We start from the raw sequence: 24549 nt of genomic DNA, 5'->3' as shown, positions 1-24549 counted from the left end.
CCTCTGAGCGAAGACCGGAAACCCGTCGGCGGGTGTCCCCGGGCACGGGGACACCCGCCGACGGGCGCCCATGGGCTGCCGGCTGCCGGTGGGTCAGCCGAGCCCGGCGGACTTCAGCCAGGCCCGGGCGACGTCCAGCGGGTCCTTCTTCTCCGCCTGCACCTGGGTGTCCAGCTCCAGCAGGGTCTTGGTGTCCAGCTTCGCGGAGACCGCGTTGAGCGCGTCGACGCCCTTCTGGGGCAGCGCGCCCTTGCGGACGAGCGGCTGGACGTTCTGGAAGCCGAAGAGGTTCTTCGGGTCCCGCAGGACGACGAACTTCTCCTTGGTGATGTTCGGGTCCGTGGTGAAGACGTCCGCGACCTGGACGGCGTTCTTCTTCAGCGCCGCCAGCGTCAGCGGGCCTCCGGTGTCCAGCGCCTTGAAGGACTTGAACTCGAGGCCGTAGACGGACTTCAGGCCCTCCAGCCCCTGCTGCCGGGCCTGGAACTCCGGCGAGCCGCCGATGACCAGGTCCCCCGCGATGTCCTTCAGGTCGGCGATGGAGGACTTGTCCGTGAGGTGGTACTTCCCGGCGGTGGCCGCGTTCACCGTGACGGAGTCCTTGGACTGCGCCGGCGCCGGGTCGAGCAGGGTCAGCTGGGAGTCCAGCTTGGCGTTGATGGCGTCCTGGGTCTCCTCGAGGGTCTTCGGGGTGGCCTTCTTGTCGAGGTGGGCCAGCAGGGCGCCGTTGAACTCGGGCATCACCGTGAGGGAGCCGTTCTTGATCAGCCCGTAAGTGGTCTCGCGGCTGCCGATGTTCGGCTTGTAGGTGACCTTGATGCCCTTGGCCTTGAGGGCCTCGCCGTAGATGTCGGCGAGCAGGGTGCTCTCGGGAAAGTTGTTGGAACCGACGACCACGCTGTCGCCGTCCGCCTTGCCGCCGGTGAGGGGGTTGTCGGCCTTGTCGCTGGAGGAACAGCCCGCCAGCAGAGCCGTCGCCGCCAGGGCGACCACCGCCGCGCCTCTGCTCCCCCGGATGGACCTGCTGTCATGGGTTGTTGAAGTCACCTGTTGATCCAATCCAGCCGCTTCTCGGTCAGTCAAGTGCCATCGGCCGGAAATCGCCCGCCGGTCCGTGTTCGGTGGTGCCCACCGGGCGCCCTCCTGACGGCGGTTTCCCGGCGAGGGGCGCCGCTGCCCGTGCCCGTCGTCGCGGCGACGGCCGTCAGCCCCGGCCGCCCCGGCGTACGCCCGGTGACACCGCGAGCCGCGACACCGCCCAGAACACGGCCAGGGTCACCAGGGCGAGCCCGGCGACCAGGGTGGCGCCGCCGACGACCTTCTCGTAGTCCTTCTGGTAGAGGCCGTCGATGATGTACCGGCCGAGGCCGCCCAGGCTGACGTAGGCGGCGATGGTGGCGGTGGAGACGATCTGGACGGCCGCCGTGCGCAGCCCGCTCAGGATCAGCGGGAGCGCGACCGGCACCTCCACCTGGAACAGCACCCGCGTCTCGGGCATCCCCATGCCCCGGGCGGCGTCCACCGGGGAGGGGTCGACGGAGCGGACCGCCTCGTAGGTGGTGACCAGGATCGGCGGGACGGCGAGCACGACCAGCGGGATCATCACCGGCAGCAGTCCCAGGCCGATCCAGATGAACATCAGCACCAGCAGGCCGAAGCTGGGCAGGGCCCGCCCGGCGGTGGCAAGGAACGCCAGGGCGTTGCCGCCCCGGCCGGTGTGACCGGTGAGCAGGCCGACGGGCAGACCGATCGCGGCGGCGATCGCCAGGGCTTCCAGGCAGTACCCGATGTGCTCGGCGAACCGGGTGGGGATGCCGTCGTAGCCGTGCCAGTGGGCGCCGTCGCCGAAGAAGGCGCGCGCGAAGTCGAGGACGTTCACCGGCCGGCCCCCTTCCGCGGCATCCAGGGGGTGAGCAGGAAGCGGAGGAGGACCAGCGCGGCGTCGGCGAGCATGCCCAGCACCCCGATGGTCAGCACCGCGTTCACGGCCAGGGCGGGGCGGCCGTAGGTCTGGGCGGCGTAGAGCATGTTGCCGAGGGCGCCCTGGTTGCCGATGAGCATGCCGACGCTGACCAGGGAGATGCTGGACACGGTCGCCACCCGCAGGCCGGCGATGATGGCGGGCACCGCGAGGGGCAACTGGACCTGGAAGTACCGGCGTACGGCGCCGAATCCCATGGCCTGGGCGGCGGCCAGGGTCTCCGGCGGCACCGAGCGGACGCCGTCCACGATCGCCGGCACCAGCACCACCAGGCTGTAGAGCGCGAGCGGGATCATCACCGTGGTCTCGCTCTGGCCGAAGTAGTCGATGAGCACGACGAAGAAGGCGAGCGAGGGAATCGCGTAGAGGACCGTGGCGATGCCGAGGACGGGCGGGTAGATCCAGCGGAAGCGCACGCACAGCTGCGCCACGGGCAGCGAGACGAGCAGCCCGGCCAGCACCGGCAGCAGGGCCTCGCGCAGGTGCAGTCCGACGAGACCGAGCCAGCTCTGCCCGAGGTCGCTCGGGAGGTCGAAGAACCCGTTCATCGTCCGGCCGCCTCCCCGGCCCGCTCGGCCACCCGGCCGTGGGCGGCCCGGATCGCCTCGCCGATGACCTGCTGGGACACGACACCGACGGCGCGCCCCTCGCCGTCCACCGCGACCGCCCATCCGGTCGGCGAGAGCACGGCCCCGTCCAGCGCGGCCCGCAGCGAGTCGGTGCCGGGCACGAACGGCCGCCCGTAATCGAGGAGTTGCTCCCGGTCGACGGCACCGGCGGTGAGCCGGCCGGGCTCGCTCCAGCCGAGCGGCCTGCCGTCGGGATCGGTGACGAGGAGGTACGGGACCGCGGTGGCCCGGGCGGCGAGCGTGCCGGCGTCGGCGTCGGCCCGCACCAGCGGCGCGGTCTGCAACTCCAGATCGGCGGACGGGAAGAAGGAGAGCCGGCGGATGCCGCGGTCGGCGCCGAGGAAGTCCTCCACGAAGGCGTCGGCGGGCGCGCTGAGCAGTTCGGCGGGCGGGGCGTACTGGGCGAGCCGGCCGCCGGTGCGCAGTACGGCGACCCGGGTGCCGAGCTTGATCGCCTCGTCGATGTCGTGCGTGACGAAGACGATGGTCTTGCCCAGTTCCTCCTGGATGCGCAGGAGTTCGTCCTGGAGCTGCTTGCGGACGACCGGGTCGACGGCGGAGAACGGCTCGTCCATCAGCAGGACCGGCGGGTCGGCGGCGAGCGCGCGGGCCACGCCGACGCGCTGCTGCTGGCCGCCGGAGAGCTGGTACGGGTACCGCTTGGCAAGTGCCGTGTCGAGCCCGACCCGCTCCATCAGCTCGGCGGCACGGTCCCGGGCCTGCCGCCTGCTCCGGCCGAGCAGCCGGGGCACGGTGGCGATGTTGTCGAGGATGGTGCGGTGCGGGAAGAGACCCGCGTTCTGGATGACGTAGCCCATCGAACGGCGCAGGGTGTTGACCGGCTGCTGCCGGATGTCCTGCCCGTCGAGGAGGATGCTGCCCTCGGTGGGCTCCACCATCCGGTTGATCATCCGCAGGGTCGTCGTCTTGCCGCAGCCGGACGGCCCGACGAGGACGGTGATCGCGCGGTCCGGTATCTCCAGCGACAGCCGGTCGACTGCGACCGTGCCGTCCGGGTACCGCTTGGTGACTGCATCTATCCGTATCAAAACGCCGCGTACCCTTCGGTCCGACCGCTCTGGGCTGATGCGGGGAGAGTCTAGACCGCCAGTGTTGCGACATCTTGGCGGGAAGACGGCGGGTCGCGGCCCGGGCGGGCGGCGGCGGGCTCCGCCCGGCCCCGGCCGGCGGGACCGGGGCCGCCGCGCCGCCCTCAGCCCTCCGCGGGCGTCAGTCGCAGCGAGACGGAGTTGATGCAGTACCGCTGGTCGGTGGGGGTCGGGTAGCCCTCGCCCGCGAAGACGTGCCCCAGGTGGGAGCCGCAGCGGGCACACCGGACCTCGGTGCGGACCATGCCGTGGGAGCGGTCCTCGACCAGTTCCACGGCGTCGGAGTCCTTCGGGTCGTAGAAGGACGGCCAGCCGCAGTGCGACTCGAACTTGGTGTCGGACTCGAACAGATCCGCCCCGCACGCCCGGCAGGAGTACACGCCCTTGGTCTTGGTGTCCGTGTACTCACCGGTGAAGGCCGGTTCGGTGGCGGACTGGCGCAGCACCGCGTACTCGGCCGGGGTCAGCTCCGCGCGCCACTGCTCGTCCGGCTTCTCGACGTCGTACGCCATCAGCTCTCAGCCCCTCTTACTGCTCTTACTGCGCGAGTCGGTCCAGGATCAGCGGGCCCAGGTCGGTCACATCGCCCGCGCCCATGGTGAGAACGAGATCACCGGGCTTCGCCATTCCCGCGATCACCGCCGGGATGTCCGCCTTGTCGTGGACGGCGGTCACGTCGGCGCCGGCGGCGCGCGCGGACTCGATGATCAGCTCGCTGGTCACGCCCGGGATCGGGTCCTCGCGGGCCGGGTAGATGTCCAGCACCACCGAGGCGTCGGCGAGGGCCAGCGCCTGCCCCATCTCCTTGCCCAGCTCCTGGGTGCGGGAGAACAGGTGCGGCTGGAAGACGACGAGGATCCGGGCGTCACCGGCGGCGCCGCGCATGGCCTCCAGGTCGGCCGTCATCTCGGTCGGGTGATGGGCGTAGGAGTCGATCACCTGGACGCCGGCCGCCTCGCCCTTGAGCTGGAGGCGGCGCTTGACGCCGGTGTAGGCGGCGAGCGCGGGCGCCAGCTCGGGGGCCGGGATGCCGAGGGCGGCGCCGGCGGTGAGCGCGGCGACCGCGTTGAGCGCGTAGTGACGGCCCGGCACGGAGACGGCGAAGGTCAGCTCCTGCCCGTCCAGCACCACCGTGACCCGGCTCCTCAGGCCCTGCGGGACGATCGACAGCACGCGCACGTCGGCGTCCTCGGCCTCGCCGTAGGTCACCACCCGCACCGCGCGGTCGCGCACCCGCCGGGTCAGCTCCCGGGCGCCCTCGTGGTCGGCGGAGACGACCAGGGTGCCGCCCTCGGTGATCCGGCCCACGAAGGTCTCGAAGGACTCGTGGATCTCGTCGATGGAGGCGTAGTTGGCGTGGTGGTCCAGCTCGACGTTGAGGACGATGGCGACCTCGGGCGCGTACTTGTGGAAGCTGCGGTCCGATTCGTCCGCCTCGGCGACGAAGATCTCGCCCTCGCCGTGCAGCGCGTTGGAGCCGGGCGCGTCCAGGTCGCCGCCGATGGCGTACGACGGCTTCAGGCCCAGCTCGGTCAGGGAGACCGCCAGCATCGAGGTGGTGGTGGTCTTGCCGTGGGTGCCGGCCACGGCGATCGGCCGCAGCCCGGTCATCAGCGCGGCCAGCGCGTCGGAGCGGTGCACCACCGGGATGCCCAGCTCGGCGGCGCGGACCAGTTCCGGGTTGTCCTCGCGGATCGCCGACGACACCACGACACAGCTCGCGTCGTCGGCGAGGTGCCCGGCGGCGTGTCCGATGTGCACGGTGGCGCCCAGCGCCCGGAGCGCCTCGGCGGTCGCCGACTCCTTGGCGTCGCTGCCGGCCACCCGGGCCCCGCGCTGGGCCAGGATCTTCGCGATTCCGGACATCCCGGCGCCGCCGATGCCGATGAAGTGCGGTCGGTCCATGGCGGTAGGAAGGCCGGGTGCCATGCGTTTCTCCCCAGAGACGGTACGTGCCGGAACATGCCTAGCCTATGCGCTGGAGCACCGGTCACCCCGCAAGGGGCGCGGGGGGCGCTGGACGGCGGGCTCGGCCACGAGGGACCCGCGGCCCGCGCGCGAGGGCCCCCACGCCTACGCCTTGCTGTGGGAGAACAGCTTCAGCACCGGCACCCCCACCCTGTGCCGTGCCCGCGAGGCCCAGTCCCGGTGGAAGAACTCCTCCACGTAGTGCGGATCGGTCAGGACGATCACCTCGTCCGCGTCCACCTCGGCGACCAGCGCCTTCAGCGCGTCCAGCGGGTGGTCCTCGACCAGCCGCCCCGCCGCCTCGCTCCCCGCGGAGCGCAGCGCCTGGAGCGACACGTCGAGGGCTTGGCGCCCCACGCTCCGCGCCTCGCGGCCCTCCGGGGTCTCACCCTCCCGCACCGCCTCGTCGAGTTCGCCGAGCGCGATGTCGTCGATGGCCCGCAGCAGCCGGTCCGCCTGCTCGCCGCGCGGCTGGAGCAGCACGTGGAAGGAGACGGGCTCGTCCCCGTGCAAGGTGGTGACGAACTCCACGTCGGCGGACGTCAGGGCCTTCTCGATCATCAGAACGCTTGTGAACACCAGGCGCCTCTTCTCCTTAGAGGGCCCGGCAGGGCCCCTGCGGAAACCATCCTTCCCCGTGATCGCACGGGTACTGCCGCCTTAAGTCTGCCCGGCGGAAGCCAACCGGAACGGATGATTCCGTTGATTTCAAGGCCGACGGTAGCGCCCGAAGAGGAATCCGTCCTCCTCCAGCAGGGACACGAGTTCGAACCGGTGCGGAACGGCGACCGACGGCCCCCCGGAGATGCGCTGCGCGCCGCCCGCCGTCAGCGTCGGCGAGACGGTCAGGCACAGTTCGTCCAGCACCTCCGCGGCGATCAGCTGGCCGAGCAGCCGGGGGCCGCCCTCGGTGAGCAGCCGGGTGTGTCCGAGGCCGGCGAGGGCCTCGACCGCGCGGGCGGGCTCCACACCCATGCCCTCCCCGGCGACCAGCACCCGGGCGCCGGCCTTCTCGGCGGCGGCGACCCGGTCGGGCGCGGCGGCGGCCCCGGTGAGGATCAGCGTCGGGACCAGGGGCGAGGTGAACAGCGGCAGCGTGAAGTCCAGGTCCAGGCTCGCGCTGACGATCGCGATCGCCGGGACCGGGGCCTGTCCGGCGGCCGCGCGCGCCCCGGCGAACTCGGCACGCACCCGGGCGGGGCGGTACCCCTCCTGCCGTACCGTTTCCGCACCGACGAGCACGACGTCCGCGAGCGCCCGCAGGGTGCCGAAGATCCGCATGTCGGCGGCGCTGGAGATGGGCTTGGAGTGGCCCTCGTGCTGGGCGGCGCCGTCGAGGGAGGAGACCATGTTGGCCCGCAGCCAGGGCCGCGGGGCGCCCGGCGCGGGGTCGGGGTAGGCGTAGGCGGCGGCCAGCTCGGCGAGGTCCCACTCCCGGTCCACGGCCGCCCCCGAGGCGGCCGGTGCTCCCCCGTCGGCGCGGGCCTGGGCTGCTGTTTCTTCGGTCACAGGGAAGAGGCGTCGCATTCGTGCAGTGTGACACGGCGCTTAGCATGGATAACCGTGTCCTCCTCCAGCACCGCCCCCGGTTCCGGCCCCGTGACCGACGCGGGCCCCCTCTCCCTGTGCGCCCGCGAGCCGCACGTGCCCGCGGACCGGCTGGTCGCCGAGATGGTGCCGCCGCCGCGCTTCGACTCGGTCCGCTTCGCCACGTACATCCCGGACCCGAACCAGCCCAGCCAGACGGAGGCCGTCCGGGTCCTGGAGGGCTTCGCCGCCGGTCTGGGCGCGCCGCGGGCGTCCGGCACCGGCCGGCGCGGCCTTTTCGGATTCGGCCGGGCGAAGGCGCCCAAGGCCCCGGCCGGCCCGCGCGGGGTGTACCTGGACGGCGGCTACGGCGTCGGCAAGACCCATCTGCTGGCCTCCCTGTGGCACGCCGCCCCGGCGGAGCCGTCCCGCAAGGCGTTCGGCACCTTCGTGGAGCTGACCAACCTGGTCGGCGCGCTCGGTTTCCAGCAGACGGTGCGCACGCTGTCCGGGCACAGCCTGCTGTGCATCGACGAGTTCGAGCTGGACGACCCCGGCGACACGGTCCTGGTGTCGACGCTGCTCGGCAAGCTGGTCGAGGCGGGCGTGGCGCTCGCCGCCACCTCCAACACGCTGCCCGGCAAACTGGGCGAGGGACGCTTCGCCGCCGCCGACTTCCTGCGCGAGATCCAGGGTCTGTCGGCCCACTTCCGCACCCTGCGCATCGACGGCGAGGACTACCGCCACCGCGGCCTGCCCGAGGCACCGGCGCCCTTCTCCGACGAGGAGGTCATGAAGACGGCGTTCGCCACCGAGGGCGCCTCGCTGGACGACTTCCCGAGCCTGCTGGAGCATCTGGCCAAGGTGCACCCGAGCCGGTACGGCGCGCTGACCGACGGGGTGCGGGCGGTGTGCCTGACCGGCGTGCGGCCGGTGCCGGACCAGTCGACGGCGCTGCGGCTGGTGGTCCTCGCCGACCGGCTCTACGACCGCGAGGTGCCGGTGCTGGCCTCGGGGCTGCCGTTCGACCGGCTGTTCAGCGAGGAGATGCTGAACGGCGGCTACCGCAAGAAGTACTTCCGCGCGATATCCCGGCTCACCGCGCTGGCCCGGGACGCGAAGGGACTGGTCGGCGCCTGACCGGCGCCATCTGATAACGAATCAACTACCGCGGGTCAAGGGCTGCTTCAAGCCACTTGACCCGCGTTTTTTACGCTCTCTCAGCCCGTTAACCTCCAGTTAACCCAGCAAAGGTCTTTGCGCGGCTAAGGTGTTTCTTGACCATTCATTGACCAAGACTTGGTCTGTACTAGAAACATGAACAGGGCGGAGGGGGGCTCATGTTCCGCAGTACAGCCGTACGCGGCCTGCTCGCCGCCCTCGCCGCGGTCCTGCTCGCGCTCCAGCTGCGCGCGGGCGGCGAAAACTTCGCATCCGCGCACACGTTCGGCCAGACCCTGCTCAAGGCGGAGACCGGAATTGCTCCCTCCGCGCTCTCGGCGCGCGCCGGAGCGGACACGGTCCGCGCCCCCGGCAGCCCGGACGCTCCCGTGGGCACCCCGCACCTTCGCGACCGGCATCGCGGCCCGGCGGCCGGATGGCCCGAGGAGAGCACCCTCGACTCCGGCCGGGGGGCCTCGGAGGCCCCGTCGGTACCGCCCGAGGCAACGCGCCACTCTTCCCCGAGAGCCACCAGAGCCCATACCCCGGCAGCGCTTCAGGTCTTCCGCTGCTGAGATCCGGGCGCCTCGCGCTCTCTCCCCCCACGACCATCGTTCGAGTCCGACGCGCCGGGAAGGCGCGCCAGGAGGAACCCACACACATGCAGCCCCTCATCGACAACGCCCGTACCTTCGGACAACGCCCTGAGGAGTTCGCCAAGCTCGCCGAAGGCCAGTCCCCGCAGGTCCTGTTCATCACCTGCTCCGATTCCCGGGTCGTCCCGGCCCTGATCACGGGCGCCCGCCCCGGCGAGCTGTTCGAGCTGCGCACCGCGGGCAACATCGTCCCGCCCTACGCCTCCGAGCACCCCACCAGCGAGGCGGCCACCATCGAGTACGCCGTGGAGGTGCTGGGCGTCCGCGACATCGTGGTCTGCGGCCACTCGCACTGCGGCGCCGTCGGCGCGCTGGTGCGCGGCGACGACCTCACCGCCGTACCGGCCGTGCGCGACTGGCTGGTCTCGGCCACCCCGCGCCCGTCCGGCAAGGCCGAGGACCCTGAGGTCTCCGAGGGCGTGCAGAGCCATGTCCTCACCCAGCTGCTGCGGCTCCGTTCGTACCCCTGCGTCGAGCGGAAGCTGGCCGAGGGTGAACTGAACCTGCACGCCTGGTACTACGAGGTGCACACCGGCACGGTACGGACGCACCGCCAGCAGACCGACAGTTTCGAGGCCCTGTGAGTCCGCCGATGACCGACAACCGCACCCTCATATCCCGATTCCCGCACCTGAAGCAGGACTTCGCCGCCTCGCTCGTCGTCTTCCTGGTCGCCGTCCCGCTGTGCGTGGGCGTGTCCGTCGCCTCCGGGGCACCGGCCGAACTGGGCCTGGTGACCGGCATCGTGGGCGGCCTCGTCACCGGACTGATGCGCGGCAGCAGCCTCCAGGTGTCGGGACCGGCCGCCGGCATGACCGTGCTCGTCTACGAGGCGGTGCAGGAGTTCGGCCTGCCGGTGCTCGGCGTGATCGTGCTCGCCTCCGGCGCCATCCAGATGGCCATGGGCCTGCTGCGGCTGGGCCGTTACTTCCGTGCCATCTCCGTCTCCGTCGTGGAGGGGATGCTGGCCGGCATCGGCCTGGTGATCATCGCCGGGCAGCTCTACCCGGCGATGGCCGCCAAGGCCCCCGACTCCGGCCTGGGCAAGATCGCCGAACTGCCCGGCACGCTCGTGGACTCCTTCGGCGACACCGGCGCGCTGTCCTCCCTGGCGGTGGCCGCGGGCACCATCGCGGTGCTGCTGCTGTGGAAGCACGCCCCGGAGAAGGTCCGCACGGTGCCCGGCCCGCTCGCCGCGGTGGGGCTCGCCACGCTGGCCGTGTTCGCGCTGGACATGCCCGTGGCCACGGTCGAGGTGAAGGGCCTGCTCGGCGCCGTCCAGCCGCCGCCGCTGAGCGCCTTCGGGGAACTGGCCGGCATCGGACTGCTCGGCACGGTCGTCGCGTTCACCCTGATCGCGTCCGCCGAGTCCCTGTTCAGCGCGGCGGCCGTGGACCGGCTGCACTCCGGGCCGCGCACCGAGTACAACAAGGAGCTCATCGCCCAGGGCACCGGCAACATGGTGTGCGGGGCGCTCGGCGCGCTGCCGATGACCGCGGTGATCGTGCGCAGCGCGGCCAACGTCCAGGCGGGCGCCCGTACGAAGGCCTCCCGGGTCCTGCACGGCGTGTGGCTGCTGCTGTTCGCGGCGCTGCTGCCCGACGTGCTCGCCTACATCCCGATCCCGGCCCTCGCGGGCATCCTGATCCACGCGGGCGCCAAGCTGATACCCGTCCGGTCGCTGGGCACGCTGTGGCGCGAGCACCGGGGGGAGGCGGTGGTCCTCGCCGTCACCGCCGTCTCCATCGTCGCGGTCAGCATGTTCGAGGGCGTGCTCATCGGTCTGGCCCTGGCGGTGGTGAAGACCGCCTGGGAGGCCTCGCACGTCAGGCTGGACGTCGTGGACGAGGGCGCGGGCCCGATAGAGGCGCGCCTGACGGGCAACGCCACCTTCCTGCGGCTGCCGAAGATCCTGGACAGCCTGGAGTCGCTGCCGCAGGACCGTCCGGTCCGGCTCGACCTGTCCGGGCTGCACCATCTGGACCACGCCTGCCGGATGGCGCTGGACAGCTGGGCGGCACGGCACAGCACGGCCGGGACCGACCCGGTGAAGCTGGTCACAGCCGCCTGAGAGCCCTCCCGTGGGGCCGGGACGCCGGGACCTCTCGGCATCCCGGCCTCACGGGCCTATCGTGGCAACAACAGACAAAACCGACCTCTGGGCGAGGAGGTCACCATGGTCGCAGACCTTCTGGTGGCCGTTGCGGCGGCGGGCTCCGCCGGTGTCGTGTATCTGGCGTCGGCGGTCCGGGTGATCAAGCAGTACGAACGCGGGGTGCTGTTCCGGCTCGGCCGGGTCAGGGGGGACGTGCGGTCGCCGGGCCTGAACCTGATCATTCCCTTCGTGGACCGGCTGCAGAAGGTCAACATGCAGATCGTGACGATGCCCGTCCCGGCGCAGGAGGGCATCACCCGGGACAACGTCACGGTCCGGGTGGACGCGGTGGTCTACTTCCGGGTGGTCGACGCGGCGAGCGCCCTGGTGAAGGTCGAGGACTACAAGTTCGCGGTCTCGCAGATGGCGCAGACGTCCCTGCGGTCGATCATCGGCAAGAGCGACCTGGACGACCTGCTCTCCGACCGCGAGAAGCTCAACCAGGGCCTGGAGCTGATGATCGACAGCCCGGCGGTGGGCTGGGGCATCCAGGTCGACCGGGTGGAGATCAAGGACGTGTCCCTGCCGGACACGATGAAGCGGTCGATGGCCCGCCAGGCCGAGGCGGACCGGGAGCGCCGGGCCCGGATCATCAACGCCGACGCCGAGCTGCAGGCGTCGAAGAAGCTCGCCGAGGCCGCCCAGCAGATGGCGGAGACGCCGACCGCGCTCCAGCTGCGGCTGCTGCAGACGGTGATGGCGGTGGCGGCCGAGAAGAACTCCACGCTGGTGCTGCCGATCCCGGTGGAACTGCTGCACTTCCTGGAGCGCGGCGGCCGGCCGTCCCCGCCGGACCAGGACCAGGACCGGGCCCCGGCGCCGGGGCACACCGACGGCGGACGGGAGCGGTACGCCGACGGCACGCCACCGCTCCCGGTGCCCGGCACCGGCGGCCCGCCACAGGTCCCTGTGATCGATCCCGACGGCCCACCACAGGCCCCTGTGATCGACCCCGACGGCCCGCCACAGGCCCCCCTGACCAGCACCGACAGCACGCCGCAGGCCCCTTGACCGGCACCGGCCCTCGCCTTCTGCGCGGCCGGCCGCCGCCACGGATGTGAGGCCGAGCGGCCTGGGTACCCGGCGGGCATGCGTGAGCAGCGGAAGGTCACCGATTCGTACTGGTTGCACACCGCTCCCGGGCCCGATCACCCCGCCCTGGACGCGGATCTCGACGTGGACGTGGCCGTCGTCGGCGCGGGCATCGCCGGGCTGAGCACCGCCCACGCGCTGGCCCGGGCCGGGCGCCGGGTGGCGGTGCTGGAGGCCGGGCGGGCGGCGGCCGGGGTCACCGGCTACACCACGGCCAAGCTGACCGCCCAGCACACGCTGGTCTACGACCGGCTGCGGCGCACCCGGGGCCCGGACGGCGCCCGGCTGTACGCCCGCTCGCAGTCGGAGGCGATCGAGCACGCGGCGGAGCTGGTGGCGGAACTGGACATCGACTGCGAGTGGGAGACCCGGGACGCCTACACCTATGTCCGGGACCCCTCCCGGGTGGCCGAGGTGCGCGCGGAGGCGGACGCCGCCCGGCAGGCGGGGCTGCCGGCGTCGTTCACCACGGAGACCGGACTGCCGTTCCCGGTGGCGGGCGCGGTCCGGGTGACCGGGCAGGCGCAGTTCCACCCGGTCAAGTACCTGCGGGCGCTCACCGCCGACCTGCTGCGGCTCGGCGGCCGGGTGTACGAGCACACGCGGGTGACCGGGCTGACGGAGGGCGAGCCGTGCCGGCTGACGACCGAGGCGGGCCCCGTGGTGACCGCCCGGCACGTGGTGATCGCCACCCACTACCCGGTGTTCGACCGGGCGCTGCTGTTCGCCCGTCTCTCCCCGCGCCGGGAACTGGTCGTGGCCGGGCCGCTCGGCGACGGCCCGGATCCGGACGGCATGTACATCACCCCGGACGAGAACACCCGCTCGGTGCGCACCGCCCCCTACGGCCCGGACGGGCGACGGCTGCTCGTGGTCACCGGGGAGCACTTCACGCCCGGCACCGGCGATCCTGGGGCCGGGTTCGACCGGCTCGCCGCGTGGGCGGAGACGCACTTCCCCGGGGTGACCCTGGACCACGCCTGGGCCACCCAGGACAACGAGTCCACCGACACCGTCCCGCTGGTCGGCCCGTTCCACCCGGCCGCCCGGCACACCTACGTGGCCACCGGTTTCGGCGGCTGGGGCCTGAGCAACGGGATCATGGCGGGGCTGCTGCTCACCGCGCTGATCACCGGCCGGGACTGTCTGTGGCGGGAGCTGTACGACCCGCGCCGGCTGAAGTCGGTGGTCCGCGAGGCGCCGTCGCTGCTGAAGACGCAGGCGGAGGTGGCCCGGCACTTCGTCGGCGACCGGCTGAGGCCGCCGGGCTCGGTGGCGGACCTGGCACCCGGCGACGGCGCGCTGGTCCGCTCCGGCGGCGAGCGGCTTGCCGTGCACCGCGACGAGGAGGGCGCGCTGCACGCGGTGTCCGCCCGCTGCACCCACCTCGGCTGTCTGGTCTCCTTCAACCGCGCCGAGCGTGCCTGGGAGTGCCCCTGCCACGGTTCGCGGTTCGCGGTGGACGGCTCGGTGCTCCAGGGTCCGGCGGTGAAGCCGCTGGAGCGGCGCGAGCTGGACTGAGCGGCCCGAGCCGGCCCGGCCGACGGGAGCGGGCGCGCAGGCGCGGTGCGGGCCCGCCGGGCGGGTGAGGGCACCGCAACGCCGGACACATATAGGCATATAAACTGACATTAAGACTTATCTTCGTAGGGTGATCCCACCAGCACGTCGTCTCATCGCCCTCTGCCTCCTCGGCGCGGCGCTCACCGCCTGCGGCACCGCGAGACAGGAGCACCCCGCCTCCCCCGCCTCCGGTTCCCCCTCGTCCTCACCCTCCCGCGCACCGGTGCTCGCGCCGGGCCCCGGCGGGCTGACCCCGGTCTTCGAGCACGGCCCGCGCACCCGGGGCAAGACGGTCGCGCTCACCTTCGACGCCGACATGACCGCCGACCAGGGACCCCGCGCGGCCGCCGGCGAGCGCTTCGACAACCCGGGACTGATCCGGGCACTGCGCGAACTGAAGGTGCCGGCGACGGTCTTCATGACCGGCAGCTGGGCCGAGCAGTACCCGGCCGAGGCCCGCGACCTGGGCCGCGACCCGCGCTTCGAGGTGGCCAACCACTCCTGGAGCCACTACGCCTTCACCGCCGACTGCTACGGCCTGCCGACCGTGGACGCCGGCCGGATGCGGGCGGACGTGGAGCGGGCGTACGCCTCCCTGCGCGCGGCCGGCGTGCCGCACCCGATGCCGTACTTCCGCTTCCCCGGCGGCTGTTACGACCAGCGGGCGCTGCGCGCGCTCAGCGGGCTCGGGGTGACCGCCGTGCAGTGGGACGTGGTCAGCGGTGACGCGTTCGCCACGGACGCCGACGCGGTGGCCCGGCAGGTGCTCGACGGGGTGCGGCCGGGCTCGGTGGTGGTCCTGCACTGCACCCGCAGCGCCGCCCCGACCACCGAGCAGGTGGTGCGTACGGTCGTACCGGAGCTGCGCGGGCGCGGCTACCGGTTCGTGAAGGTCTCCGAGCTGATCGGCGGGACCGGCACCGGCCGTTGACCCACGATCGAGGGCCGCCGTCCTACGCTGAGGGCATGAACGACGAGGACTACTGCACCATCGCCGAGGCGGCCCGGCCGCCCAAGGCCGACGGGCCGCCGTACGCGGACTGTGTGCTGTGCCGGGAGCCGACCGAGTACCCGGAGTCGTACAAGGGCATCACGCTGTGCCCGGTGTGCGAGTGGCAGGAGGCCCAGCGCACCGCCTGCTCAGGGTGACCGGCGGGCGGTGAGCCAGGCCGCGGCGGCGCACGCGGCGGCCGCGAGCAGGGCCGCGCCCGCCAGCGGCAGCAGCGGCACCGGCGCCCGCCCGCTGTGCGAGCCGGTGACCAGACCGCTGACGGCGGCCCGCGCCGGGGAGCCGGACGCGACCGCCGCGAGCAGCGCGCCGAGCAGCATCGCGGGCACCGCGCGCCCGGTGGAGCGCAGCACCGGCGGGCCGGTGAGCGCGCCGACGGCCGTGCCGAGCAGGGCGCAGACGAGCGCGGTCGGCAGCCCTGCGGCCAGCGCCCGCGCCGGCGGGACGCGCACCCGGTGGCCGGTGCTCGCGGGATCGCTGATCAGCGTCACCACCACGTCGGCGGCCACGCCCAGCAGCACGGCCGCGAGCAGCGCGGTCAGCAGGCAGGCGAGGTGCGCGCGGGCGGGGCCGCGCGCGGCGGCGACACAGGCCCGGGCGGCGGGCGGCTCGCCGGTGACACAGATCCGTACCAGCCAGGCGGCCACCGGCAGCAGGGCGGCGGCAGTGTAGCCGAGCGAGTCCAGCACCGGCTGTCCGCCCCGCACGCCGACGGCCAGGAAGACGGCGTAGAGGATCACCGGGGGCAGCCAGCGCTGGGAGCGCAGCAGCAGGTCGGCCTGGTAGCGCAACAGGGCGGTCATGGGCGGCTTCCGGGGTCGGGGGCCGGGGCGCCGGCGGGTTCGACGCGCACCACGTGCCAGGGCGGGCGGGCCGTGAGCAGGGCGCGCAGTACGACGTCGGAGTGGGAGGCCGGGACGGTGAGGCGGTGACCGCCGGGAGCCGTCCGCGCCACGGCGACGGCGGCCCGTACCGCCTCCGGGGGCAGCCGCCCGTCCGGCGGGCCCTGCACGACGACGACGGTGGCCGGCCCGTCCACCGCCGGTCCGGCGCTTGCGGTACGGCTCCGCAGACCGCCGTCGGTCACGGTGTACGTGGCGTCCGCCGCCCCGGCGAGCCGGCGCGGGTCGTGGTCCACGAACACCACCGCGCCCCCGGCGGCCGTGCGCTCGGCCACCGCCCGGTCCAGCTCGGCCCGCGCCGGCCCGTCCAGCCCGGTCCACGCCTCGTCCAGCACCAGCAGCTCCGGGGCGCCGAGCAGGGCCTGGGCGACGGCGACCTTCTGGCTGCCGCCCTTGGACAGCCGCGCCATCGGGGTACCGGCGTACGGTCCCGCGCCGAACCGCTCCAGCCAGGTGTGCGCGGCGCGGGCGGCGGCCTTGCGGCCGAGGCCGTGGAGGGTGCCGAGGTGGGTCAGATAGCCGACGGCCGTGAAGGGCAGGGCGGAGGGGAACCGCTCGGGTACGTACGCCGTGCGCGGCCGGCCGGTGACGCGGCCCTCGGAGGGCGCGTCGAGCCGGGCGAGCAGCCGCAGCAGCGTGGACTTCCCGCTGCCGTTCGCCCCCTCGATCCGGACGAGGGTGCCGGGCGCGACGACGAGGTCCACCCCGCGCAGCACCCAGGGCCCGCGCACGCCGTAGCGACGGCCCACGGCGGTCAGGCACAGCTCACGGCCTTGATGCATGGAGGTCATTCTGGCCCGGCGAGCCCGGCTCCGGTCGCGGCTTCTTCGGCCGGGTCCCGCCGCCTTGACAGGACCGCGCGTTGATCGGCGCGTCGGCGGGTTCGTAGGCTGGGCTCTCGTGAGCCACGATCCCGCCCCCTCCAGTGCCCGCCCGTTCCGCGCCGGGACCGATCCCCGTGACGAGGCACCGCAGTACGTGCTGCCGCTCGTCGTACGCATCGAGCGCGGTGCCCCGCCCGCCCGGACCGACGCGCTCGAGACGGCGGCCCGGGCCGTGCTCGTCCTGCTCTCCGAGGAGCGGGCGCACGGCGACGGCGAGTGGGCCGAGGCGGTGCGGAACTGGGAGGACGCGCGGATCCGCAAGGTGGTCCGGCGGGCCCGGGGCGCCGAGTGGCGGCGTGCCGAGGCACTGCCCGGGATCACGCTGACCGGCAAGTCGGCCGAGGTCCGGGTCTTCCCGCCGGTCCCGCTGGACGGCTGGCCCAAGGACCTGGCGAAGCTCCAGGTGTCGGGCACCGAGCTGGACGACCCGGAGCCGCCCGTCGCCGCCGGTCCGGCGCAGCCGGTGCTGTGGCTGAACCCGGACCTGGAGATGTCGGCGGGCAAGGCGATGGCCCAGGCCGGGCACGGCGCCCAGCTGGCCTGGTGGGCGCTGTCCGAGGCGGAGCGCACCGCGTGGCGGGAAGCGGGCTTCCCGCTCGCCGTCCGCACCGCCGCCCCCGGCGACTGGCCCGGGCTGACCACCGCCGGCCTCCCCCTGGTCCGCGACGCCGGCTACACGGAGATCGCACCGGGCTCCTGCACGGTGGTGGCGGACCACCCGGCGCTGCGACGGCCGTCTTCGTAGGTGAGCGTCACCCGCTCCCCCGCCCGGACGTCGACGCCGCGCCACGCCGGCGTCCGAGCGGCCACGGTGCGGCCGGACCGCCGTGGACGCGCGCCCGCCGGCGGGCCGTCGCCTCGGCCGGGGAGCGGCCGACGGCCGGCCGGCAACGGGCTTCGGACCGGCGCGCGCAGCTCGGGGAACCCGCCACCGCAGGAACCGGGAGAGGGGCGGCGGACAGGGCTCCGGGGCTCTGGCACGGCCGCGATCAGGGCCCGGGACCAGGGCTCGGGCAGCCCGTCGCGTCGGGGTTCCGGGTGTGTCCGGGCGTGGTGTTCAGGTCCCCTGCCGGTCCGGTTGCCGTTCTTGCCGGCACCGGTCACGGACGTCTCGGCCGGGGCTGTCGGGGGACAGAGCCGGGTCGGGGTGGGGAACGCAGCCGGTGTCCCGCCAGATGCCGGTGCTGTGGAACCAGTGGTCGGTCGCGAGGAGGTCGAGGTCGTGGGTGCCGCGCCCGTGTGCGCGCAGGTGGGTCCGGGCCTGCTCCAGGCTGACGTTCCGGTGCGGCAGGGACAGCCCGGCCCGCCGGGCAAAGTGCCGCAGGAGGGTGCGGGCGGAGACGGGGGACGGGTGGTTGGCGTGGTAGGCGCGGCCACGCAGGGTCCGTGACGGAGCCGTGGCCGCGGCCACGGCCAGGCGTGCGAGGTCGTCGACGGTGATGACGGAGTGCAGGCTGCGCCAGCCGTCGACGGTGAACGGCAGCGCGCGGGCCAGCCGGGTGATGCCCGGGCCGACCCATCGGTCGCCCGCCCCGTGCACCAGGTGCGGGCGCAGCACGGTGCCGTCGGCGGCGAGTACGGCGTCCTCTGCCTCGGCTCGGCTGCGGGAGGCGTCGGAGACGGGGGCTCGGAGCAGTTCCTCCACGGTCGCGTCGCGGAACGGACCGCGACCGTAGACGGCGGCGGTGCTGACGTAGACGATGCGGCGCACGCCCGCGCGGGCGGCTTCCCCGACCAGGGCTCTGGTCCCGGCGGCGTTGACGGCCGCACACGCGTCGGGCGGGCCCGCGACACAGGAGGAGCAGTGCACGAGGACGTCCACGTCGGCGCAGACACGGCTGAGGGTGGCCGGATCGGTCACATCGCCCGTGACGACAGTGGCATGCGCCGGGGCGGCCGCCGGAGCGCGGTGGTGGCGCAGCAGGCGCAGTCGCGCGTCGGGGTGGGCGCGTGCGGCCCAGTGGGTCACGCGGCTGCCGATGAAGCCGCTTGCCCCGGTGATCAGGATGGTGGTCATAAGAGGCCCTCCCGGCGGTCCCGGGCGCCGTCGGGTGACCAGAGGGTGAGCGTCGCGGAGAAGGTCTCGGCACCGTCCTGGACACCACGCACGCGGACGCGCGGACCGGGCCCGGCCGAGGGGATGTCCTCCGCCTCGATGTAGCAGGGCGAGCCGAATTCGACGTATCGGGTGAAGACGCTGTCCATCGTGATCGGGACCTGCCCGCGGGAAGCTCCGCGCAGGACGTGGGCGGCCTGCCGTGCGGCCTCCAGGAGGACCATCCCGGGGACGTGGTCGACCGGGTGGTCGAAGAGGATGGGGTGGGTGGTGTCCGCGCGTAGTCGCCAGCGGCCCGGGCGGCCGGCCGCGGCGAGGACGACGTCTTGCGGGTGTTCGCGGCCGACGGCCCGCGCGGGCAGTGCCGGCGGCAGCGGCAGGGCCTTGCTCGGTGCCCCGGCACGCAGACGCCGGTAGACGGCCGGGGAGGCGCAGCCGAAGGCGGCCTCGGCCTCGGCGACGGGGTGGCCCTCGCGCAGGAGGACCACGTGGTACCGCATGCGGGACAGGTGGCCGGAGCGGTAGGCGATGTCACTGCAGGTGATCTTGAGTTCGACGTCGGCGGGGACGGCGCCGACGCGCAGGCCCTCTTCGGTGACGGAGTACGACAGGCTCCGCAACAGGAACTGGTGACCGAACGGGACCTGGTACTCGGCATGGGCGAGGAGGGCGCCGGTCTGGCGGACCGTCTCGGCCAGCAGCAGCGGGTCGAGGCGCCCTGCCACGGGTGTGAAGAAGGCGTGGGCGCGGGGCCACTGCGCGGCGACGGTGAACGAGTCGGGGCCGTCCGCCCGCCAGCCGGTGAGAAAGACCTCGGCGACCGCTGCCCGGTGGACGTACTGGCGGGGCACGGTGGCGGTCAGAGCCAGCAGATCGTCGTCGCTCAGCGGCGTCCACGTCCGCTCGGCAAGGGTGTTGCGGTCGGCTACGAGGGTTGCGCGGGCGAGGGTCGGAACAGGGTGGAGCGTCACCTTGATCTCCTCTTGACCTTTGTCCTGACAACTGTGTCCTGACAACGCGAGGGGTCCGGGCCGCAGCAGGACCGGACCTGCCGCCGGTAAAATACAGACCGATCTGTCTGTACTTCAACAGGCATCTTGGGAGTGCACAGTGGCGCAGCAGGAACGAGCGCTTCAGACCCGGCGGCAGTTGGTGGAGGCGGCGGCCTCCGTGTTCGCCGAACGGGGCTACGACGGGGCCAGCACCGGGGAGATCCTGACCCGGGCGGGATTCACGCGCGGGGCGATGTACCACCATTTCGCGTCCAAGGAGGCCATCGCCCAGGAGGTGGTGGCGGCCCAGATCGAGGCTCTGCGTCCGCCGAGGACCAGCATCCGGCTGCAGGCCGCGATCGACATCACGCTCACCTACGCACGGCTGCTGCAGACCAGCGACGTGCTGAGGGCGGCGGTCCGTCTCACGGTCGAGGAAACCTCCTTCTCGCAGAGCAGGACGGCGCCCTATCAGTGGGCCCTGGACGTCATCGAGAACGTCCTGCGCGAGGCCGATGCGAGCGGTGAGCTGCTGCCGGGCGCGCCGATCCCGGATCTCGCCCAGCTCGTCGTGGGGTCGTTCACCGGCATCCAGCTGCTGTCGAACCTGGTCAGCGGCCGTGACGACCTGCTGCACCGGGTGTCGGTGATGTGGAACGTGCTGTTGCCGGGCATCGCCGTGCCGGGTGTCCTGCGGCGGCTCGACACGCACGAGGAACGCGGTCACCTTCTGGGCGGGACACAGGGCGACGCGGACGATGTGTGACGCGCGCCGGGGGGGACTCCCCCCCCCGGCGCCCACCGGCTCGGAGCCGCGGCGGCATCGGGCGATACCGGTCGGCCGCCCGGGGATCAGGCGGCCTCCGGCTCCGCCAGCGCGCGGCCGAGCTGTCGCCACAGGCCGACGGATTCCGCGAGGCACCACCACCGCGGGTCCCGCCGGCCCAGCGCCTCCAGTCCGCCGAACACGCTGACGACCAACGTGGCCGCCAGCGCCGGGCCCGGCGCGGAGGCGGCCGTGCGCTGCTCACGCGCGATGCGCCGGCGCACCAGGCAGGTGAACTGGCTCTGCAGGGCGGCGACTTCCCGGGGATCGAGGAGCGCCAGGCCGGATCGGAGCACGACGTCCTGGCGCAGCCGCCGGAACAACTCCTCCGCGAGGCGGCACAGGGCCTCCGCGACCGGCCGCCGGTCGGCCACGAAGTGCCGCAGCAGCAGGCGCAGCGTCCCCCGCGCCTCGTCGCGCAGGGCCCGCAGCAGGTCCTGCTTGCCGGAGAAGTGATGGCTGAGGGCGCCCCGGCTGACGCCCGCCCTGCGGCAGACCCCGCTCATGCTGGCGTCGCCGGTTCGGTCCACTTCGTACGCGGCCGCCAGCACCAGGGCGCTCCGGGTGCGGTGGCCGCGAGCCTGAGTCGGCATATCGAATACGGGTCGGTCGGTTCGGAATGACGGCCGGCGGTCAGTCCGCCCCCGGAGCCGCCAGGGCCCCGCCGCGCCCCCAGAACGCGGGGTCCGTCTCCCGGATGATCACCGTGACGGCCTCCTCCGGGCAGCCGGCCCCTTGGGCGACCACCTCCGTGACCCTCTTCACGGTCGTCGCGCGGGTGTCGGCGGTGCTGCCGCGCCACCAGTCGATCGTCACCACGGGCATGGGGAGGTCCTTTCGTCTCTCGTCGCTCACTGAGGTGGCCCGCCCATAACAGGCAGACCGATCTGTTTGTTATTCTCTGAGTGCGTAGCTCTCCGCACGGCTGTCCACGCCGTGTCCGCACAGCTGGCCGGCCCGTGGTGTGTCCCGGGCGGACCGCGTGCCCATTCGATGTCGATGAGGGAGTGTTCGTGCATTCAGTCGGGATCGCGCGTAAGGATCACGCCGCCGTACGCAGTGGCCACCGGCAGACCACGGCCCTCCGCGCTGTGGGAGGTGCCCTGCCGTCGCCCAGCGTCGAGACGGCCGGCCCGTCGTCCCTGGAGGGTGAGCTGGACGCCGTCGAGGCGGTGCTCACTCGCGCCCAGGCGGCCCTGAAGGAACAGCTCGCCCGCGCGCGCAGCCTGCGGCGCGAACTCGCGGAGATGCCCCGGCTCGCACCGGTGCCGAAGGAGCCGGGACGCGAGCTGGTGCTGAGCGCTCGTCGCGAGGTGTGGGTGGCGCTGGCCCCTCCCCCCTCGCTGGCCTGCCTGAAGGACGCCGAGGCCCAGTTCGCGGATCTGACCTCCCAGGGCGTGGCACTGCGCGCCCTGTACCCGCGCACCGTCCTCGCCGTCGACGGCGGCGCGGAGCATCTGGAACGGACGGCGGAACTCGGTGTGGAGTGCCGCGTGGTGGACATCCAGCAGGTCTTCACCGCCGTGGTCGACCAGGAGTTCGTGTTCATGGCCGCGGGCCTGCGCCCGGGCGAGGAGGGCCAGACGGTCTTCCGCGCGCCCCGGGACGTCGCCCTGCTGAGGCAGTCGTTCGAGCAGACCTGGCGCTCGGCCCGGCGGGTGCACCCCGGGTCCCGGGCGCGGCAGCGGCTGACGGCGGAGCAGCTGACGATGCTGCGACTGATGAACTCAGGTGTGAAGGACGAGAAGATCGCCCGGCTGCTGGGCGTCTCCTCCCGGACCCTGAGCCGTCTGATGGCCGGCGCGATGGAGGAACTGGAGGCCCGCAGCCGGTTCGAGGCGGGGGCGCGCGCCGCGGAGCTCGGCCTGCTGAGCTGACCCGGGCCGATCACGGCCTGGGCGGCTGTGTCGCCTCGGCTCCGGCCAGGGCCGAGGCGACGGCCTGGCGCAGAGCCTGGCGCAGATGCCAGACGAGGTTCTTCAGCTCCGTCTTGCTCGGGCTGGAGGAGAAAGCCGAATCCGCCGCCTCCAGCACCCGCAGGGCGCGGCCCACATCCAGCCCTTCGCTCTTTTCCTGCTCCGTTTCCATTCCTTTCTCTCTCCTTTCCCGCCTTGTTCCTCCGGTACAGTCTCTTTCTCTCTTGCTCCTGATCCCTCCCGGGAGCAGGAGCCCCGTCGCCGAGAAGATTTCCCACGGTGCCATCAAAGCACTCGGGAAGGTCCCGTGAATGCCTGTTGGCCAGTGCCGGACAGGCGGGCATTCGCCATTGACACCTCGCTCGACGTGCATGGACTCCTGTCGGGGAAACGCCAGGCGACTCCTCGCCACACCGTTCGGTGGACAAGCGGCACACCGACCGAACACGATTGTGACCACGCGATCGGAATTCACTCGACGAGTCGGAGGTTTCCCCGGTGAACGAGACCGTGAACGAATTGATCGAACTCGGCGAAGAAGTGGCCACGGCACTGTCCGAACACCGCCCGGTGGTCGCGCTGGAATCCACGGTCATCGCCCACGGAATGGCCTATCCGGGCAATGTGGAGACGGCCCGGGCCATCGAGCAGGCGGTTCGCTCGGCCGGCGCTGTGCCCGCCACCATCGGTATCGCGGACGGCCGCTTCGTCGTCGGGATGGACGACAAGAGGATCGAGCAGTTCGCCACCACGCGGGGTGTGCCCAAGGTCAGCAGCCGGGACATCGGACCGGTGCTCGCCGGCGGTGGTCTCGGCGCCACCACCGTCGCCTCCAGCCTGGTCGCCGCCGACCTGGCGGGCATCCCGGTGTTCTCCACCGCCGGCATCGGCGGCGTCCACCGCGGGGCGCAGACCACCTTCGACATCTCCGCCGACCTGGTGCAGTTCACCCGCAGTCGGGTCGCGGTGGTGTGCGCCGGCGCCAAGAGCATCCTCGACCTCGGGCTGACCCTGGAGTACCTGGAGACGCTCGGCGTCCCCGTCATGGGCTACCGGTGTGACGACTTCCCCGCCTTCTACTGCCGCTCCTCCGGCTTCCGCAACCCGCAGCGGATCGACGACCTCGACGCCATCGCGCGGGCCCTGCGCGCGCACTGGGCCGCGGGTCTGCCCGGCGGCGCCCTGGTCACCCACCCGATCGCCGAGGCGGACGCCCTCGACGCGCAGGCCATGGAAGAGGTCATCGAGCGGGCCCTGGCCGACGCCGACGCGGAAGGCGTCACGGGACCGGCCATCACCCCGTATCTGATGAAGGCCGTCTCGCGGGCCACCGAGGGGCGCAGCGCGGCCGCCAACCGGGCGGTGCTCATCTCCACGGCGGCCGTGGCGGGCGAACTGGCCGTCGCCTACACGCGGCAGGCCGGCGTCAAGGGAGGGGAGGACCGGTGATCCAGGCGGCCGTCTTCGACCTGGACGGAACCCTCGCCGACACCCCGGCCGCGATCGGCCGCCTGCTGACGCGGGTGTGCGCGGAGTACGGAGCGGACGTCACCGAGGCACAGGTGGCACCGACCATCGGCAAGCCGCTGGAGCCCTCCGTCGCCGCGCTGCTGGGGCGGGCGGTGGACGACCCGGTCACCACGCGGGCGGTGGCCCGCTACCGGGAGCTGTTCGACGCCGACGTCCTCAGCGCGGGACCCGCCCTGTTGTACGAGGGGGTCGCCGAGGGGCTGCGGGACCTGCGGGAGCGAGGGCTGCCGCTGGCCGTGGGCACGTCGAAGATCTCCGCCAGCGCCGAGAAGCTCCTTGCCGCCACCGGGATCCGTGAGCTGTTCGGCCCGGTCGTCGGCAACGACATGGTGCGGCGCGGCAAGCCCGACCCCGAGATGGGGCTGCGGGCCGCGAGTGAGCTGGGTGTGCCGGTCGAGCGGTGCGCCTACATCGGTGACACCGGTACTGACATGCGCATGGCTGTCAGTGCGGGGATGCTGCCGGTCGCGGTCACCTACGGCGTCGGCGCCGAGGAGGAGCTCGCCGGCGGTGGCGCGCTGATCTGCCGGTCCTTCGGCGAAGTCGTACAAACCCTGTCGGAACACGTCCCGGCCGACCCGGTCCGTGCCTGA

28 protein-coding genes are annotated in these 24549 nt (G+C 73.0%); 13 read left to right on the top strand and 15 right to left on the bottom strand.

The window, feature by feature from the left end; all coding sequences use genetic code 11:
• Window positions 1–93 precede the first annotated feature (93 nt).
• From IE251_RS28800 to IE251_RS28765, 8 genes are all read right to left on the bottom strand, one after another.
• Window positions 94–1047, bottom strand: coding sequence for an ABC transporter substrate-binding protein (locus IE251_RS28800; protein ID WP_189755915.1), 954 nt, complete (start codon window positions 1045–1047; stop codon window positions 94–96).
• Window positions 1048–1204: 157 nt separating this feature from the next.
• Window positions 1205–1879, bottom strand: a complete 675-nt coding sequence (locus IE251_RS28795) for an ABC transporter permease (protein ID WP_189755914.1) — start codon at window positions 1877–1879, stop codon at window positions 1205–1207.
• Window positions 1876–2529 carry an ABC transporter permease gene (locus IE251_RS28790; RefSeq protein ID WP_189755913.1) on the bottom strand — a complete coding sequence of 218 codons (654 nt, stop codon included), beginning with the start codon at window positions 2527–2529 and terminating at the stop codon, window positions 1876–1878. Before IE251_RS28790 ends, IE251_RS28795 begins: the two co-directional genes overlap by 4 nt.
• Window positions 2526–3659 (bottom strand): ABC transporter ATP-binding protein, encoded by a 1134-nt coding sequence (locus IE251_RS28785; RefSeq protein WP_189755912.1) that lies wholly within the window; start codon window positions 3657–3659, stop codon window positions 2526–2528. The genes IE251_RS28790 and IE251_RS28785 overlap by 4 nt, the downstream gene beginning before the upstream one ends.
• Before the next feature lie 164 nt (window positions 3660–3823).
• On the bottom strand, window positions 3824–4231 hold the full coding sequence (gene msrB, locus IE251_RS28780) for a peptide-methionine (R)-S-oxide reductase MsrB (protein WP_189755911.1): 408 nt from the start codon (window positions 4229–4231) through the stop codon (window positions 3824–3826).
• 25 nt (window positions 4232–4256) lie between these two features.
• On the bottom strand, window positions 4257–5648 hold the full coding sequence (murC, locus tag IE251_RS28775) for a UDP-N-acetylmuramate--L-alanine ligase (protein ID WP_189755910.1): 1392 nt from the start codon (window positions 5646–5648) through the stop codon (window positions 4257–4259).
• Between the two features lie 144 nt (window positions 5649–5792).
• Window positions 5793–6266: an indole-3-glycerol phosphate synthase gene (locus tag IE251_RS28770; protein ID WP_189755909.1), complete on the bottom strand. Its 474-nt coding sequence runs from the start codon at window positions 6264–6266 to the stop codon at window positions 5793–5795.
• 129 nt (window positions 6267–6395) lie between these two features.
• Window positions 6396–7214 (bottom strand): pyrimidine reductase family protein, encoded by an 819-nt coding sequence (locus IE251_RS28765; protein ID WP_189755908.1) that lies wholly within the window; start codon window positions 7212–7214, stop codon window positions 6396–6398.
• 36 nt (window positions 7215–7250) lie between these two features.
• Between IE251_RS28765 and zapE the strand changes: the two genes are divergently transcribed.
• The 8 genes from zapE (at window position 7251) to IE251_RS28725 (ending at window position 14990) form a co-directional block, all read left to right on the top strand.
• Window positions 7251–8354 (top strand): cell division protein ZapE, encoded by a 1104-nt coding sequence (gene zapE / locus IE251_RS28760; protein WP_189755907.1) that lies wholly within the window; start codon window positions 7251–7253, stop codon window positions 8352–8354.
• Window positions 8355–8554: 200 nt separating this feature from the next.
• Window positions 8555–8950 (top strand): hypothetical protein, encoded by a 396-nt coding sequence (locus tag IE251_RS28755; RefSeq protein ID WP_189755906.1) that lies wholly within the window; start codon window positions 8555–8557, stop codon window positions 8948–8950.
• An 86-nt stretch (window positions 8951–9036) separates the two neighbouring features.
• The gene (locus IE251_RS28750) at window positions 9037–9615 is read left to right on the top strand and encodes a carbonic anhydrase (RefSeq protein WP_189755905.1); all 579 of its coding nucleotides are present in this window, start codon (window positions 9037–9039) and stop codon (window positions 9613–9615) included.
• An 8-nt stretch (window positions 9616–9623) separates the two neighbouring features.
• Complete coding sequence (locus IE251_RS28745) at window positions 9624–11102, top strand: SulP family inorganic anion transporter (protein ID WP_189755904.1); 1479 nt, start codon at window positions 9624–9626, stop codon at window positions 11100–11102.
• A gap of 105 nt (window positions 11103–11207) precedes the next feature.
• Window positions 11208–12197, top strand: coding sequence for a slipin family protein (locus IE251_RS28740; protein WP_189755903.1), 990 nt, complete (start codon window positions 11208–11210; stop codon window positions 12195–12197).
• A gap of 78 nt (window positions 12198–12275) precedes the next feature.
• The gene (locus tag IE251_RS28735) at window positions 12276–13799 is read left to right on the top strand and encodes an FAD-dependent oxidoreductase (protein WP_189755902.1); all 1524 of its coding nucleotides are present in this window, start codon (window positions 12276–12278) and stop codon (window positions 13797–13799) included.
• A gap of 130 nt (window positions 13800–13929) precedes the next feature.
• Complete coding sequence (locus tag IE251_RS28730; RefSeq protein WP_189755901.1) at window positions 13930–14772, top strand: polysaccharide deacetylase family protein; 843 nt, start codon at window positions 13930–13932, stop codon at window positions 14770–14772.
• A 35-nt stretch (window positions 14773–14807) separates the two neighbouring features.
• Entirely contained in the window at window positions 14808–14990 is a 183-nt protein-coding gene (locus tag IE251_RS28725) for a hypothetical protein (protein WP_189755900.1), read from the top strand.
• Here IE251_RS28725 and IE251_RS28720 read toward each other — a convergent pair.
• Both IE251_RS28720 and IE251_RS28715 read right to left on the bottom strand, forming a co-directional pair.
• Window positions 14982–15653 carry an ABC transporter gene (locus tag IE251_RS28720; RefSeq protein WP_189755899.1) on the bottom strand — a complete coding sequence of 224 codons (672 nt, stop codon included), beginning with the start codon at window positions 15651–15653 and terminating at the stop codon, window positions 14982–14984. The genes IE251_RS28725 and IE251_RS28720 overlap by 9 nt on opposite strands.
• Entirely contained in the window at window positions 15650–16534 is an 885-nt protein-coding gene (locus IE251_RS28715; protein ID WP_189755898.1) for an ABC transporter ATP-binding protein, read from the bottom strand. Before IE251_RS28715 ends, IE251_RS28720 begins: the two co-directional genes overlap by 4 nt.
• Window positions 16535–16652: 118 nt before the next feature.
• Here IE251_RS28715 and IE251_RS28710 point away from each other — a divergent pair, with 118 nt between their 5' ends.
• A complete protein-coding gene (locus IE251_RS28710; protein ID WP_189755897.1) occupies window positions 16653–17381 on the top strand; it encodes an aminoacyl-tRNA hydrolase in 729 nt (242 codons plus the stop codon).
• 312 nt (window positions 17382–17693) lie between these two features.
• On the opposite strand, the gene IE251_RS28705 is transcribed toward IE251_RS28710, so the two are convergent.
• Both IE251_RS28705 and IE251_RS28700 read right to left on the bottom strand, forming a co-directional pair.
• A complete protein-coding gene (locus IE251_RS28705; RefSeq protein ID WP_189755896.1) occupies window positions 17694–18653 on the bottom strand; it encodes an NAD-dependent epimerase/dehydratase family protein in 960 nt (319 codons plus the stop codon).
• Window positions 18650–19663: a ScbA/BarX family gamma-butyrolactone biosynthesis protein gene (locus tag IE251_RS28700; protein WP_229896982.1), complete on the bottom strand. Its 1014-nt coding sequence runs from the start codon at window positions 19661–19663 to the stop codon at window positions 18650–18652. The genes IE251_RS28705 and IE251_RS28700 overlap by 4 nt, the downstream gene beginning before the upstream one ends.
• Before the next feature lie 139 nt (window positions 19664–19802).
• Between IE251_RS28700 and IE251_RS28695 the strand changes: the two genes are divergently transcribed.
• Window positions 19803–20450: a ScbR family autoregulator-binding transcription factor gene (locus IE251_RS28695; protein WP_189755895.1), complete on the top strand. Its 648-nt coding sequence runs from the start codon at window positions 19803–19805 to the stop codon at window positions 20448–20450.
• Between the two features lie 86 nt (window positions 20451–20536).
• On the opposite strand, the gene IE251_RS28690 is transcribed toward IE251_RS28695, so the two are convergent.
• Together IE251_RS28690 and IE251_RS28685 are read right to left on the bottom strand one after the other, a co-directional pair.
• A complete protein-coding gene (locus IE251_RS28690) occupies window positions 20537–21103 on the bottom strand; it encodes a TetR family transcriptional regulator (protein ID WP_189755894.1) in 567 nt (188 codons plus the stop codon).
• 40 nt (window positions 21104–21143) lie between these two features.
• Window positions 21144–21335: a tautomerase family protein gene (locus IE251_RS28685; RefSeq protein WP_030777722.1), complete on the bottom strand. Its 192-nt coding sequence runs from the start codon at window positions 21333–21335 to the stop codon at window positions 21144–21146.
• A gap of 188 nt (window positions 21336–21523) precedes the next feature.
• On the opposite strand from IE251_RS28685, the gene IE251_RS28680 reads away from it, so the two are divergent.
• Window positions 21524–22387, top strand: coding sequence for a LuxR C-terminal-related transcriptional regulator (locus IE251_RS28680; protein ID WP_189755893.1), 864 nt, complete (start codon window positions 21524–21526; stop codon window positions 22385–22387).
• 10 nt (window positions 22388–22397) lie between these two features.
• Here the strand turns inward: IE251_RS28680 and IE251_RS28675 are convergent, their stop codons facing one another.
• The gene (locus IE251_RS28675; RefSeq protein ID WP_189755892.1) at window positions 22398–22598 is read right to left on the bottom strand and encodes a hypothetical protein; all 201 of its coding nucleotides are present in this window, start codon (window positions 22596–22598) and stop codon (window positions 22398–22400) included.
• Window positions 22599–22924: 326 nt separating this feature from the next.
• On the opposite strand from IE251_RS28675, the gene IE251_RS28670 reads away from it, so the two are divergent.
• Window positions 22925–23875, top strand: coding sequence for a pseudouridine-5'-phosphate glycosidase (locus IE251_RS28670; RefSeq protein ID WP_229896981.1), 951 nt, complete (start codon window positions 22925–22927; stop codon window positions 23873–23875).
• Complete coding sequence (locus tag IE251_RS28665) at window positions 23872–24549, top strand: HAD family hydrolase (RefSeq protein WP_189755891.1); 678 nt, start codon at window positions 23872–23874, stop codon at window positions 24547–24549. The genes IE251_RS28670 and IE251_RS28665 overlap by 4 nt, the downstream gene beginning before the upstream one ends.

This window comes from Streptomyces eurythermus (genome assembly GCF_014649115.1).
In the GTDB taxonomy this organism is placed as follows: domain Bacteria; phylum Actinomycetota; class Actinomycetes; order Streptomycetales; family Streptomycetaceae; genus Streptomyces; species Streptomyces eurythermus.
This window is presented reverse-complemented; position numbering and strand designations above follow the sequence as displayed.